This window comes from Neoroseomonas lacus (assembly GCF_014644535.1).
GTDB lineage: Bacteria > Pseudomonadota > Alphaproteobacteria > Acetobacterales > Acetobacteraceae > Neoroseomonas > Neoroseomonas lacus.
Genome location: NZ_BMKW01000008.1, coordinates 55,541 through 68,383, shown reverse-complemented (window position 1 = coordinate 68,383; position 12,843 = coordinate 55,541). Strand labels below are relative to the sequence as shown.

The 12,843-nt window shown below is 67.8% G+C and carries 14 protein-coding genes; 9 read left to right on the top strand and 5 right to left on the bottom strand.

Annotation, left to right across the window (positions count from 1 at the left end; all coding sequences use genetic code 11):
* Positions 1–3: 3 nt before the first annotated feature.
* From IEY36_RS16310 to IEY36_RS16285, 6 genes are all read left to right on the top strand, one after another.
* Positions 4–789: an MlaE family ABC transporter permease gene (locus IEY36_RS16310; RefSeq protein ID WP_188969105.1), complete on the top strand. Its 786-nt coding sequence runs from the start codon at positions 4–6 to the stop codon at positions 787–789.
* On the top strand, positions 786–1,562 hold the full coding sequence (locus IEY36_RS16305) for an ABC transporter ATP-binding protein (protein ID WP_188968513.1): 777 nt from the start codon (positions 786–788) through the stop codon (positions 1,560–1,562). The genes IEY36_RS16310 and IEY36_RS16305 overlap by 4 nt, the downstream gene beginning before the upstream one ends.
* Before the next feature lie 247 nt (positions 1,563–1,809).
* Complete coding sequence (locus tag IEY36_RS16300) at positions 1,810–3,588, top strand: autotransporter outer membrane beta-barrel domain-containing protein (protein ID WP_188968511.1); 1,779 nt, start codon at positions 1,810–1,812, stop codon at positions 3,586–3,588.
* A gap of 328 nt (positions 3,589–3,916) precedes the next feature.
* On the top strand, positions 3,917–4,492 hold the full coding sequence (locus IEY36_RS16295; protein WP_188968509.1) for a peroxiredoxin: 576 nt from the start codon (positions 3,917–3,919) through the stop codon (positions 4,490–4,492).
* Positions 4,493–4,630: 138 nt separating this feature from the next.
* On the top strand, positions 4,631–5,167 hold the full coding sequence (locus tag IEY36_RS16290) for a carboxymuconolactone decarboxylase family protein (protein WP_188968507.1): 537 nt from the start codon (positions 4,631–4,633) through the stop codon (positions 5,165–5,167).
* A gap of 262 nt (positions 5,168–5,429) precedes the next feature.
* The gene (locus IEY36_RS16285) at positions 5,430–6,314 is read left to right on the top strand and encodes a TauD/TfdA dioxygenase family protein (protein ID WP_188968505.1); all 885 of its coding nucleotides are present in this window, start codon (positions 5,430–5,432) and stop codon (positions 6,312–6,314) included.
* Between the two features lie 356 nt (positions 6,315–6,670).
* Here the strand turns inward: IEY36_RS16285 and IEY36_RS16280 are convergent, their stop codons facing one another.
* From IEY36_RS16280 to IEY36_RS16265, 4 genes are all read right to left on the bottom strand, one after another.
* Complete coding sequence (locus tag IEY36_RS16280; protein ID WP_188968503.1) at positions 6,671–7,384, bottom strand: PepSY domain-containing protein; 714 nt, start codon at positions 7,382–7,384, stop codon at positions 6,671–6,673.
* A 332-nt stretch (positions 7,385–7,716) separates the two neighbouring features.
* Positions 7,717–8,385: an HAD family hydrolase gene (locus IEY36_RS16275; protein WP_188968500.1), complete on the bottom strand. Its 669-nt coding sequence runs from the start codon at positions 8,383–8,385 to the stop codon at positions 7,717–7,719.
* Between the two features lie 28 nt (positions 8,386–8,413).
* Positions 8,414–8,974, bottom strand: a complete 561-nt coding sequence (locus tag IEY36_RS16270; RefSeq protein ID WP_188968498.1) for a patatin-like phospholipase family protein — start codon at positions 8,972–8,974, stop codon at positions 8,414–8,416.
* Positions 8,975–8,988: 14 nt separating this feature from the next.
* Entirely contained in the window at positions 8,989–9,417 is a 429-nt protein-coding gene (locus tag IEY36_RS16265; RefSeq protein WP_188968496.1) for a patatin-like phospholipase family protein, read from the bottom strand.
* Positions 9,418–9,533: 116 nt separating this feature from the next.
* On the opposite strand from IEY36_RS16265, the gene IEY36_RS16260 reads away from it, so the two are divergent.
* The 3 genes from IEY36_RS16260 to IEY36_RS16250 are packed head-to-tail and all read left to right on the top strand — an operon-like array spanning position 9,534 to position 12,449.
* Positions 9,534–10,871 (top strand): dihydroorotase, encoded by a 1,338-nt coding sequence (locus IEY36_RS16260; protein WP_188968494.1) that lies wholly within the window; start codon positions 9,534–9,536, stop codon positions 10,869–10,871.
* Positions 10,868–11,548 carry a nitroreductase gene (locus IEY36_RS16255; RefSeq protein WP_188968492.1) on the top strand — a complete coding sequence of 227 codons (681 nt, stop codon included), beginning with the start codon at positions 10,868–10,870 and terminating at the stop codon, positions 11,546–11,548. Before IEY36_RS16260 ends, IEY36_RS16255 begins: the two co-directional genes overlap by 4 nt.
* Positions 11,549–11,555: 7 nt before the next feature.
* Positions 11,556–12,449, top strand: a complete 894-nt coding sequence (locus IEY36_RS16250; RefSeq protein WP_188968490.1) for a DMT family transporter — start codon at positions 11,556–11,558, stop codon at positions 12,447–12,449.
* Here the strand turns inward: IEY36_RS16250 and IEY36_RS16245 are convergent.
* A complete protein-coding gene (locus IEY36_RS16245; protein ID WP_188968488.1) occupies positions 12,412–12,819 on the bottom strand; it encodes a ketosteroid isomerase-related protein in 408 nt (135 codons plus the stop codon). The two genes, IEY36_RS16250 and IEY36_RS16245, sit on opposite strands and share 38 nt — an antisense overlap.
* Positions 12,820–12,843 lie beyond the last annotated feature (24 nt).

The window sequence follows — 12,843 nt, the reverse complement described above, 5'->3', positions numbered from 1 at the left end:
CGGTTGGACCTGGTGCTGAACCCCGTCGCGGCGATCGGCCGCGTCGTCCTGTCGGCCTGCCGCGTAGTCGGTGAGCTGGCGCTCTTCGCGCTGGAGGGGCTGTCGCACCTGCTGCGGCCGCCGTTCTATGCGCGGCTGTTCCTGCGGCAGTTGATCGAGATCGCCTATTTCTCGCTGCCGGTGGTGTCGCTGACGGCGATCTTCACGGGCATGGTGCTCGCGCTGCAATCCTATACCGGCTTCGCGCGCTTCAATGCCGAAGGCGCGGTCGCCAATGTGGTGGTGCTGTCCATCACCCGTGAACTCGGGCCAGTGATCGCCTCGCTGATGGTGGCCGGGCGCATCGGTGCGTCCTTCGCCGCCGAGATCGGCACCATGCGGGTGACCGACCAGATCGATGCGCTGACCACGCTGTCCACCAATCCGATGAAGTACCTGGTGACGCCGCGGCTGCTAGCGGGGGTGCTCGCCCTGCCCTTCCTTGTGCTGGTGGCCGATATCCTGGGCGTGATGGGCGGCTGGCTGATCGGGACGACGAAGCTCGGCTTCAATTCGGCGAGCTACCTGAAGGCGACGATGGATTTCCTCGAGGTGATGGACGTCGTCTCAGGGCTGGCCAAGGCGGCGGTGTTCGGCTTCGTCATCACGCTGATGGGGTGCTGGTGCGGGTACAATTCCCGTGGCGGGGCGCAGGGCGTGGGCGCGGCGACGACGAGCGCGGTGGTGGCGTCATCGATCCTGATCCTCGCCTTCGACTATATCCTGACCGAGATGTTCTTCGCGCGATGACCGGCGTGATCCCGAAGATCCGCCTGCGCGGCTTGGCCAAGGCCTTCGGCGAGAAGCGCGTGCTGGATGGCGTCGACCTCGATATCCGCGCCGGGCACGGGATGGTGATCCTGGGCGGGTCCGGGTCGGGCAAGTCGGTCACGATCAAGTGTATCCTCGGGCTGATCACGCCTGATGCCGGGACCATCGAGGTGGATGGGCGCGACATCCTGGCGATGCCGCGGCGCGAACGCGAGGAACTCAACGACCGGATCGGCATGCTGTTCCAGAACGGTGCGCTGTTCGATTCGTTGCCCGTTTGGGAGAATGTCTGCTTCAAGCTGCTGGCGCAGAAGCGCATCACGCGCGCCAAGGCGCGCGACAAGGCAGCGGAGGTGCTCGCACAGGTCGGGCTCGCGGCCTCGGTGGGGGATCTGTCGCCCGCGGAATTGTCGGGCGGGATGCAGAAGCGCGTGGGACTTGCGCGTGCGATCGCGGCGCAGCCGGACATCATCTTCTTCGACGAGCCGACCACCGGGCTTGATCCCATCATGGGGGCGGTGATCGATGGGCTGATCGTCGATGTCGTGAAGCGGCTGGGAGCGACGGCTGTGTCGATCACCCATGACATGGCGAGCGCGCGACGGATCGGCGACGATGCGGCGATGCTGCACAAGGGGAGGATCGTCTGGACCGGGCCGGCGTCGGTGCTGGGCGAGAGCGGGAATGCGATGGTGGACCAGTTCGCGCGCGGGGACCGGGAGGGGCCGATTCAGATGGAGTTGCGGCGGTAGCGTGAGGCGGCAAATGTCACCGGGCGTCATGATGCGCCCGGCGCCTGAAGCCGGACGGAGAGCCCGGGCGCCTCGCTGAGCAATGTCGTCCGGCTCTCACAAGACAATGATCCCGGCGTCGCCTGACACCTGTTTGCGCCGTAAGTTGTCATATCCCACCGAGCTTTTCTCTTGTTAGGCTAGGAACATCCTTTCCAAGCGGCCTCGCCTCCAGGGGAAATAGAGAAACATGGACCAAAGGGGACGAATGCGCCGTCGTTTGACCGGCGTGGCAGCGGGGCTTTGCCTTCTCGCCGATGTGGGGATGGCCTGGGCGCAGCAACTTTCCATGCCGCCATTGCCGCCGGGGGCGGTCCTGACCGGACCGATTGCGTTCCAGGGCGGTGGCGGCTTCATCCCGTCGATCACGACCGGCGTGGATGCCAACAATTACGTCGGCGCCTTTCCTCCTGTGCTTTCTTTCGTCCCCAACGCGCCGGCCGCCGTCGTACTGACCTCGGCGCCAACGCAGTGGGTGCGCTTCTACACGGCCGGTGCCGTGGGCGACATGGGATCACCGGTCGGCAGTTGGATCGCCGGCACCAACGCGGTGCGCGGCCTGACCGCCGAGCAGGTGAAGGACGTGCTCGCTCTGCCTTCCCTGCCGACATCGCTGGCGATCACGCGCGCGCCGGCGGGAACCTGCATCCTCGCGGCGCAGGGAAATGCCGTGCTGGGCAATTTTCCCGCGAGCCCGCCCGACATTCCCACGCCAGGCCCCTGGGGTCGTGGCGGCACCCCGCAATATTACATCATCGGTCAGTCCAACAATCCGAACTGCGTGGACGCGCAGAACCTGGCTGATTCCGCCTACATCGTGCAGCTCGACATGGGCACCTACGCCCTGGCCTATGTGCCCAATGCCGGCGGCGGCAATGCCGGCGCGGTCGCCTATGCCCTCGATCACGCGATCCTGCCGCCGCTCTTTGGCGACATGGACAGCGTCTACAACGCGCTGGACATCCTCAACCTGACCAGTCCGGCGGGGCTGCGCGACGCACTGACGCAGCTCGACGGCGAGGTCTATGCCGACCTGCCGACCATCGCGATCACCGGCAGCCAGCTCTTTCTCGGCGCGCTGCGCGACCAGATGCGTATCGGGCGCACGCTGGCCGGGGCGGGTCCGCTCGGCACTTCGCCGCCGGCAAGCGCGGAACCGCTGCGCGTCTGGGCCAGCGGCTATGGTGGCGCGGGCTCGCTTTCCGGCAACGGCAACAGCCACGATGCCGACTTCGCGCTCGGCGGCATCATCGGCGGCGTCGAATACAACATTCTGCCGGAACTCCGCGCGGGCGTCGCCCTTGGCTATGGCCGCTCCGGTTATTCACTCAACGGGCTCTCCGGCAATGCCGACCTCAATCAGTACACGGTCGCGCTTTATGCGAGCTATGCCCGCGACGCATTCTATGTCGATGCGGCGATCGGCTACGCCTACACCGATGCGAATGTGACGCGTGACATCGCCTTCCCCGGTGTCGTGCGCAGCGCCACCGGCAAGCCACGGAGCAACGCCGTGATCGGCAGGGCCGAGGTCGGCTATCATGTGCCACTGGGGCCGAGCACCGCGCTCACGCCGATCGCCGGGCTGCAGGTCGTCTCCGTCACGCAGGGTGCGTTCACCGAGAGCGGCGCCGGGGCCATCGACCTCCGCCTCGGGTCGCAGACCACCGCATCGGTGCAGAGCTTGCTGGGTGCCGAGCTGACCCAGCGTTTCGCGGTGGGCACGGGCACGCTGCAGGCCGCGCTGCGCCTCGCCTGGGGGCATGATTTCGCCGACATTGACCGCAGCATCGACGCCTCCTTCGCCGGCCTGCCGAGCGCCGCCTTCACGGTGGACGGCGTCCGCGCGCCACGGGACCTCGCCGTCATCGGTGTCGGTCTGAGCATGCCGGTCGAGGCGATGGAACTCTTCCTGCGCTATGATGGGGCTGTCGCAGCCGATTACGACGTTCACAGCGGCACGCTTGGCCTGCGCGTTGCGTTCTAGCATTGGGCCCGATCAGGTCGGCCACCTGAATGGGTGACGATGCTCGCGAAGGCGAAAGCCCCGGGGATTGAACCAGCCGGCGCGGATGGAAGCCCCTTCCGGCATCGCTCAGCCAGGCATCCGTCCGGCCGGGGCTGACGGGGCGGCGTTGGCAGGACGGTTTCGCCCTCCCCCGACCCGCCGCCATTCCGATCAAATCGATCTTTTCGATCGATTTATTCGAAGAAATCCATTGGACAGAATCCCCACTCCGCCGCATTGCTGCACCGCACATAGTGCGCTGCACAACGGGCCGCCGGCCCGACCAGATCCGAGGAGCCTGACCTTCATGCTGACCGTTGGCGACAAATTCCCGACCTTCGCGCTCACCGCCGTCAAGGGCGGCAAGGAGGGCCTCGGCGGCCCGGGCGTTTCCTTCACCGAGATCACCAACGAAACCGATGCCGGCAAGTGGAAGATCGTCTTCTTTTGGCCGAAGGACTTCACCTTCATCTGCCCGACCGAGATCGCCGCCTTCGGCAAGCTCGCCGGTGAATTCGCCGACCGCGATGCGGTGCTCTACGGCGCCTCGACCGACAGCGAGTTCGTCCACCTGAACTGGCGCGTCTACAACGACGACATCCGCGACCTGCCGATCCCGATGCTGGCCGATGTGAAGCGCGAGCTCTCCACCGCGCTCGGCATCCTCGACAAGGAAGCGGGCGTGGCGTTGCGCGCGACTTTCATCGTCGACCCGGACGGCACCATCCAGTGGGCCTCGGTGAATGGGCTGAATGTCGGGCGCAACCCGCAGGAAGTTGTGCGCGTGCTCGACGCGCTGCAGACCGACGAGCTCTGCCCCTGCAACTGGGAGAAGGGCAAGGACGTGCTGAACGCGCAGGCGTTGTTTGAGAAGGCGGCGTGATGTTTCGTGCGCGGCAGCGGTAGCCGCCACACCAACCCTACCGCCGCCGCGCAAAGGGGGGCAGGCAGCCCCCCTTAGACCCCTCGGTCCTGCGCGCCCTCATCGGGCACGCGGGACATGTCTGTCCTGGAGGCCACTATGTCCCTCGAAGCCCTGCGCGCCCGCCTGCCCGAACACGCCAAGGACCTGAAACTGAACCTCGGTTCGCTGGCCATGGAGCCGGTACTGAACCAGCAGCAGCTCGCCGGCACCTTCGTCGCCAGCGCCATCGCCGCGCGCAATGCCGAGGTGACGCGCGCCATGCTCGGTGAATTCGGCCCGAAGCTCAGCCCGGAAGCGCTCGCCGCCGCGAAGGCGGCCGCCGCCATCATGGGCATGAACAACGTCTATTACCGCTTCACCCACCTGGTCGGCGGCGACTACGCCAACCTGCCGGCGAAGCTGCGCATGAACGTCATGGCCAAGCCCGGCGTCGACAAGGCGGATTTTGAGCTGTGGTCGCTCGCCGTCTCGGCCATCAACGGCTGCGGCATGTGCATGGAAGCCCATGAGAAGGTCGTCCTGCATGGCGGCCTGTCGAAGGAAGCGGTGCAGGCCGCGGTGCGCATCGCCGCCGTGGTGCATGCGGTGGCCGGTGTGCTCGACGCCGAGGATGCGGTCGCGACCGCTGCCTGAAGAAAGGCGGGGGAGGACACCTCCCCCGAATCCCCCACTGTCTTTTGTCTTTTGGCGCTGCCCCCGCGGTCGTCTCCAACAGACAGAAGAAGGAGGGGGATCGGGGGAGTTCTCTCCCCCGACCTTCCAGCCCCGTCTCACGATCGTGCGTCTTGGCGTTGGCGTCGCCCTGCCATCCATCTTGACCCCCTCCGCCGCCGGCGCGACGCTTCGCGCAGAAGAACCGGCCCATTGGGACCGGGCTGGCTGGAGGACACCGCCCATGCCGTTGACGCTGAAGCCGCTGCATCCGCTCTTCGTCGCGGAAGCGACCGGCATCGACCTGCGCAAGCCGATCACGCCGGAACAGGCCGCCGAGGTGCATCGCGCGATGGACCAGTACGCCGTGCTGGTGCTGCCTGGCCAGGCGATGGATGACGACCAGCAGATGGCGTTCGGCCGCGCCCTCGGGCCACTCGAGGAAACCCGCGCCGTCGTCGATGCCCACAAGCATCGGCTAAAGCACCAGCAGATGAACGACATCTCGAACATCGACGTCGATGGTTCGCTGCTCGCGGCCGATGACCGGCGGCGGATGTTCAACCTCGGCAACCGGCTGTGGCACAGCGATTCGTCGTTCAAGGCGACGCCGGCGCTCTATTCCATGCTGCATGCGCGCGTCATCCCGCCCGAGGGCGGCGAGACCGAGCTCGCCGATATGCGCGCCGCCTGGGACGCGCTGCCCGACAAGGACAAGGCCAAGGTCCGCAATCTCACGACTTGGCATTCGCTGATCTATTCGCGCGCCCAGCTCGGCTTCGACGCCTATACCGAGGAGGAGAAGAAGGCCTTCGCCCCGGTGCCGCAGCGGTTGGTGCGGCGGCATCCGGGCTCGGGGCGCGTGTCACTCTACCTCTCCTCCCATATCGGGCGCGTCGAGGGCATGCCGGTACCGGAAGGCATGTCGCTGATCCGCGACCTGCTGGAGCACGCGACCCAGCGGGAATTCGTCTATCGCCACCAATGGCGGCAGCACGACCTGGTGATCTGGGACAACCGCTGCACGCTGCATCGGGCACGGCCCTTCGAGGACACGACCTATCCTCGTGACATGCGGCGGGTGACGCTGACGGATGTGGCGCCAACGCTGGAGCAGCAGGCGGCGTGAGGAAGAAGGTCGAGGGGCGCCGCCCCTCGAGCACCACGGCAGGAAGCGAAGGCTACTGCACCTTCGGACGATTTCTGCGAAATCGAAGATCCAGGACGTTGAGGTTCCTGGCCGGGGGAGCACGAAGGGGGCGGCCATCGGCCGCCACACCAACGGCGTTTGGCCGCACGAGGAACAGCTCCGCGGCCGGCTTGCCCGGGACGTCATCCCGGTAGGCGACACTCGCATCGACGCGGTTCAGCAGATCATGGAACGCCAGGATCCGCTGTTCCGCCTCTTGCTAGGACGACATCGCGATCGCGCGATCGCCCGAAACGTATCGCGTGATGTGGCTGGTTGCTTGGCCTGAGGGCCTGTTACCTCGTCGGCAAACCAGTGTTCAGGGTGATCGTGCCCTGGGTATCGATCCTCGCCTGAACATTGCCCCCCGAGCCTGAGGTCACCTGGGCGCGCCATGACCCATCACTCATCTGCGTCAGGTCACGAATGTTCCGCAGGCCGGCGGCCTCCATCATGCTGCGCACTTGATCTTCCGCCAGGGGCGTGGTCGATGCCTGTGGCATCGGTGCCGTCGTGCCGGCCACCCCGGTGTTCAGGACGATGGTGCCCTGGGAATCGATCCTCGCGACAACATTGCCCCCTGCCGCGTTGGTGACCTGGGCGCGCCAACTGCCGTCACTCAGGGAAGTGAGGTCGCGGATGTTCCGCAGGCCAGCGGCCTCCAGCATCATGCGCGCCTGATCTTCCGCCAGGGGCGTTGTCGATGCCTGTGGCAGCGGCGCCGTCGTGCCGGCCACCCCGGTGTTCAGGACGATAGTGCCCTGGGAATCGATCCTCGCGACAACATTGCCCCCTGCCGCATTGGTGACCTGGGCGCGCCAACTGCCGTCACTCAGGGAAGTGAGGTCGCGGATGTTCCGCAGGCCGGCGGCCTCCAGCATCATGCGCGCCTGCGCCTCCGAGATACTGCCTGTCGCGGTCGTGCCCGGGGTGGCCGTTTGGGCCCATGCCGTGGGTGCGAAGCCAATACCAAGTACGACGGCAATGGCTGCTGCGGTTGTTCGCTTCATGACTGGTCTCCCAGCTTGGTCCGTCGCTTCAGGTGGGGCGAGGATCTTTGGCAGTCTGGCCGTCATGGAAGTCGGTCACAGCGGGCGGCTGGCTTATCGGACGGCGTGGGCAGCTTGCGCTGCACGACAGCGAGTTCCATCCGACGGACAGCGGCAACCTTGCGATCTGTAATTCGTTTCGAGAACGAATAATGTCACTTGTTTCTGGCCTTGGCGACAACGATTGCATCGAGGGCGGGCTGCACCTCCGGCGTCTTGCGACAACGTCCGAAAGCGCGCCGCAGCTCACGGCCGTTGAAGGTCTGGCGCATGCACCGCGCTATTCGGAACGGCTAAGCGGCCGCGGCCAGGATCGCCTTCGCCACGACATGCAGATCCTGCGCGATGAATTCGCACAGCGCCCGATCCGCCTCGCAGGCGGCCACGAGATCCGGCACCATCACCACGGCCATGCCCGCCGCCGCTGCCGCGCGCACGCCATGGGGCGAGTCCTCCAGCACCAGGCAGGCTTCCGGCACCACGCCGATGCGTTCGGCCGCCAGCAGGAAGGGGTCAGGCGCCGGCTTGCCGCGGGCATAGTCGCCGCGCGCCACCACAGCCTCGAAGCGCCCTTCCAGCCCGTGCGCGGCGAGGTTCCGCCGCACCGTCTCATGTGACGATGACGTCGCGATGGCTCGCCGCAGGTCGAGGCTGTCGAGCAGCGCCAGCAGGTCGGGCACCCCGGGCTTTAGCGCCGGTTCGCCGCCGGACCGCCGGGCGTAGTGGCGCATCCACGCCGCCTCGAAGGCATCGATGGCGAAACCCGCCCCGAAATGACGGACCAGCCTGGCGCGGTTGTCCGGCGCGCTTCCGCCGATCAGGGACAGGAAGACGGCATCGGGCAGGTCGCGGCCGGCCTCGGCCGCCGCGTCGCGCGCGGCGTCGCGATACAGCGCCTCGGTATCGAACAGCAGGCCGTCCATGTCGAAGACGACACCCAGGGGCATGCGGTGCAGCACCATCGGGTCTTGCGCCCTCTGTCGTACGGGATCAGCCGCGGGACGCCGCGACGTCCTGCCGATCTTGGACGGTGTAGGCCCCGCTGGCGAGCCAGCGTTGTGCCGCGAGCCGCCCCGCCTCGGCCAAGTGCTGAAGGAACGGCCAGGACAGATTCGCCGGATTGGCGCCGCCCGATTCGTCCAACTCATCCCACAGCGACAGCCGGTGCAGCCGCAGCCGGTCGAACTGGTCACACAAGGGTGGACGCGCATGCCGCGCCGCACGGCACAGGCCGCGCATATCCTCGATCGCCTGCAATTCGCGCTTGAGCGGGGCGGAGAAGGCGATCTCCAGCGAGCGATTGCGGATGTCCTGACGCAGCCGCGGGCTGGCCTCGCGGGTATCCGGCGAGAGCTGCACCAGCAGGAATTCCTCGGCCGCAGTCGTTCGGATCAGGTCGCGCAAAGGCGGATTCGCGCTGTAGCCGCCGTCCCAATATGCCTCGCCGTCGATCTCCACCGCCTCGCGCAGCATCGGCAGGCAGGCGGAAGCGAGCACGGCATCGAGCGTGATCTCATCCTCGCGGAAGATGCGGGCCTCGCCGTCGCGCACGCGGGTCGCGGCGATCAGCAGCTCAGCGGCCTTTCGGCGCGCAGCCGCTTGAAGTCCACCAGGTCGCCGAGCAACTCCTTCAGCAAGTCCGGCCCATGCATGGCGATGCCGAAGGGCGCCATCGGCAGTTCCGCCATGGCCAGCACCGAGCCCAGCACCGGCAGCCCCGCCATGCCGGAACGATCCGACAGCAGGCGCCAGAAGCGGGCAAGCCGTGCCCGCGCTTCCTCCGGCCCGCCGGCGAGCATGCCGTCGGCGAGCAGCACGGCATTCACTGCCCCGGCGCTCGCGCCGCTGATCGCGGCGATCGGCAAGGCGGCCTCGGCCAGCAACCGGTCCAGTACACCCCAGGTGAAGGCGCCAAAGGAGCCACCGCCCTGAAGCGCCAGGGCAAGGGGTTGGATCACGTCGTCGCGGTTATGTTGCATTGCAGCATGGGACATGGGCAGGCGCGCCGTGCCGGACAAGTGGCGTGAAGGTCCAGCGGAAGGCGGGCGGGTCTTCCGGGCGGCGGGCGGCGGTGCGACAAACGCCCCCGACCTGTTGAGGAGCCATGCCGATGACCGCCGAACGTTTCGACCTTCTGCTCCGTGGCGGGCATGTGGTGACGCCTTGGGGCGTCGAGACCGCCGATGTCGGGGTGCGGGATGGCCGCATCGTCACCTTGGGCGATCTGCGGACCGCCGAGGCGGCGGAGACTCTCGATTGCGCGGGCCTGCATGTGCTGCCGGGGCTGATCGACCCGCATGTGCATCTGCGTGACCCGGGCGACCCGGCGGTCGAGACCATCGAGACCGGGACGAAGGCGGCGATCCTGGGCGGCCTTGCGGCGGTGTTCGACATGCCGAACACGGCGAAGTCGGTGATCAGCCGCGAGATTTTGGACGAGAAGCGCGCCTTCCTTGCTGGCCGCGCCTGGTGCGATGTCGGGCTTTATGTCGGGGCGTCGAAGAAGAACATCGGCGAGCTGGCCGACCTCGAACTGCAGCCGAATGTCTGCGCGGTGAAGGTCTTCGCCGGCTCCTCGACCGGCGACCTGCTGGTCGAGGATGATGAAAGCCTGGAAGCCGTGATGCGCTCGGGCCGCCGGCGCATCTGCTACCATTCCGAGGACGAGTATCGTCTCCAGGCCCGCAAGCCGATGTTCACCCCCGGCATGCCGCATCGCAACCACATGGAATGGCGCGATGTGGAGACCGCGATGCTCGGCACGAAGCGGCTGATGGCGATCGCGCGCAAGACCGGCCGTCCCGCGCATATCCTGCATGTCTCGACGGCGGAGGAACTCGCCTATCTGCGCGACTTCCGCGACATCTGCACGGTCGAGGTCCTGCTCAACCACCTCACCCAGACCGACGAGGCCTATGACCGCCTCGGCGGCCTCGCTGTGATGAACCCGCCGATCCGCGACCAGCGGCACCTCGATGCCGCCTGGGCGGCGGTGGCCGATGGGACGGTGGATTGCATCGGGTCCGACCACGCGCCGCATTCGCTGGCGGCCAAGCAGCGGCCCTGGCCCGACACCGCGGCGGGGCTGACCGGCGTGCAGACGCTGGTGCCGCTGATGCTCGACCATGTGACGAGCGGGCGGCTGTCGATCTCGCGGCTGGTGGACCTGATGTGCGCCGGGCCGGCGCGGGTTTATGGCGCGCTGAACAAGGGGCGGCTGGCGGCGGGCTATGATGCCGACTTCACCCTGGTAGACCTCAAGCGCCAGCGGATGATCCGCAATGATTGGCTGGCGACGCCGGCCGGCTGGACCCCGTTTGACGGGACCATCTGCACCGGCTGGCCGACAATGACGATCATCCGCGGCCATGTCGCGATGCGCGAGGATGAGGTGCTGGGCGCGCCTTCCGGCAAGCCGGTCTCCTTCGCCGACACCCACCGCGCGTGACGGCCGACCCGGTCACGGCGGCGATCGCCGGCCGCCGTTCGATCCGCGCCTTCCTGCCGACGCCGGTCGCGCGGGAGGATGTGGAGCGGCTGCTCGACATCGCCGCCCGCGCGCCCTCGGGGACCAACATGCAGCCCTGGCGCGGCTATGCCGTGACCGGGGCGCCGCGGCGGGCCCTTTCCACCGCACTGGTCGCCGAGCACATGGCCGGGCGGCATGGCGAGGCCGAGTACCGCTACTACCCGGAGACCTTCCCCGAGCCGTTTCTGTCGCGCCGCCGCAAGGTGGGGTGGGATCTGTACGGGCTGCTCGGCATCCAGCGCGGCGAGAGCGCGAAGATGACGGCGCAGCACGCCCGCAACTTCGACTTCTTCGGTGCGCCGGTCGGCATCATCTTCACCATCGACCGGCGACTCGAGATCGGGTCTTGGCTCGACTACGGCATGTTCCTCGGCAATGTGATGGCGGCGGCGCGGGGGATGGGGCTCGATACTTGCGCACAGGCGGCCTTTGCCTCGCATCACAAAACGATCCGCGCGCATCTGCCGATCCCTGACGGGGAGGTGGTGGTGTGCGGCATGGCGCTGGGGCAGGCGGATCCCGGGGCCGTGGTGAATACGCTGGTCACGGAACGCGCGCCCGCGCGGGACTTCTGCCACTTTCTCGGCTGGGGTTGAGCGCGCCATGCCGCCGCTGAGCGGGGCGGCGCTGTGGGTGCGGCTGGTCACCATCGCCGCGCTGTGGGGGGCGACCTATCCGCTGATCCGCTACCTCTCGGCCTTCCTCTCGCCCTTCGCCATGGCCGGGCTGCGCGGAGTGTTGGCGGCGATCGTCGTCTTCATCTTCCTGTGGATGCGTGGCGGGCTGGGCGGCGTCACGCGCCAGGTGGCGGTGGCCTCGCTGATGCTCGGCACCTTCGCCGGGGTGCTGCCCAACACGCTGATCCCGCTGGCGCTGCAGCGCATGGAGGCGGCGCCGGCCTCGCTGGTGCAGGCGGCCGGGCCGCTGATCATCACACTTCTCGCCGGGCTGCTGCTGCCGGGGGAGAAGCCGACGCGGCGCATGTTGGCAGGCGTCGGGGTGGGCTTCTTCGGCATGGCGCTGGTGGTGGGGTCGGGCGGGTTGGGCGGCGGCACGGCGGTGGGCTCGGCGCTGATCCTCGCGGCGACCTGCTCCTATGCCATCAGCACGATCTGGATACGCATGGCGCCGCGCGGGCCGGCGGCGGCGCTCGCGCTGGGACAGCAGGCGGTGTCGGGGGTGGTTTCTGGCGGGTTGGCGCTGGCAGTGGATGGGCCTGCCGTGCTGGTGCAGCCGACCGAGGTGTGGGTGCTCGGCATCTTCCTCGCCATCTTCGCGACGGCGATTCCGCTGACCCTCTTCCTCGGCCTGGCGACGCGGGCGCGGGCGGCGGATTCGGCGATGGTGGGCTACATCCAGCCGGTTTTCGCCACGCTGATCGCCGCGACCTGGCTGGGCGAGGTGCCGTCCTGGCAGGTGCTCGCCGGCGGTGCCGTGGTGCTGAGCGGCGTGGCCATCGTCACGACGGCGCGTGGACCTGGGCCAGCCAGTCGGTGAGGTTGTAGAACATCGTCACCCGCGCGATGCGGCCGTCGCGGATGGCATAGAAGGCGCCGGCCGGCAGGCGATAGGTCTGGCCGCGCGCCTCGGGCAGGCCCTCATCGGTGGCGAGGTAGGTGCCTTCCACGATGAATTCGGCGGCGGCGCGGCGGCCATCGGGGGCGGCCATCACCACGATATCGACCAACTTTTCGCGGTAGCAGCGGTCCATCCGCGCCATGAAGGCAGTGAAGGCATCGCGGCCGACCTCCCGCCCCCCCTGGTTCACGTCATGGGCGACGTCCTCGGTCAGGCAATCGAGCATGGCGACGCGGTCACCGCGGTTGAAGGCGTCGAGATAGGCGGAGATCAGGGCGGCGGCGTCCATCGCGGTGGTTCCTTCGGTCCGGGC

Coding starts and splice junctions, on each gene's coding strand:
- IEY36_RS16305 (WP_188968513.1), top strand. CDS start 786: ATGACCGGCGTGATCCCGAAGATCCGCCTGCGCGGCTTGGCCAAGGCC.
- IEY36_RS16300 (WP_188968511.1), top strand. CDS start 1,810: ATGCGCCGTCGTTTGACCGGCGTGGCAGCGGGGCTTTGCCTTCTCGCC.
- IEY36_RS16295 (WP_188968509.1), top strand. CDS start 3,917: ATGCTGACCGTTGGCGACAAATTCCCGACCTTCGCGCTCACCGCCGTC.
- IEY36_RS16290 (WP_188968507.1), top strand. CDS start 4,631: ATGTCCCTCGAAGCCCTGCGCGCCCGCCTGCCCGAACACGCCAAGGAC.
- IEY36_RS16285 (WP_188968505.1), top strand. CDS start 5,430: ATGCCGTTGACGCTGAAGCCGCTGCATCCGCTCTTCGTCGCGGAAGCG.
- IEY36_RS16280 (WP_188968503.1), bottom strand. CDS start 7,384: ATGAAGCGAACAACCGCAGCAGCCATTGCCGTCGTACTTGGTATTGGC.
- IEY36_RS16275 (WP_188968500.1), bottom strand. CDS start 8,385: ATGGTGCTGCACCGCATGCCCCTGGGTGTCGTCTTCGACATGGACGGC.
- IEY36_RS16265 (WP_188968496.1), bottom strand. CDS start 9,417: ATGTCCCATGCTGCAATGCAACATAACCGCGACGACGTGATCCAACCC.
- IEY36_RS16260 (WP_188968494.1), top strand. CDS start 9,534: ATGACCGCCGAACGTTTCGACCTTCTGCTCCGTGGCGGGCATGTGGTG.
- IEY36_RS16250 (WP_188968490.1), top strand. CDS start 11,556: ATGCCGCCGCTGAGCGGGGCGGCGCTGTGGGTGCGGCTGGTCACCATC.
- IEY36_RS16245 (WP_188968488.1), bottom strand. CDS start 12,819: ATGGACGCCGCCGCCCTGATCTCCGCCTATCTCGACGCCTTCAACCGC.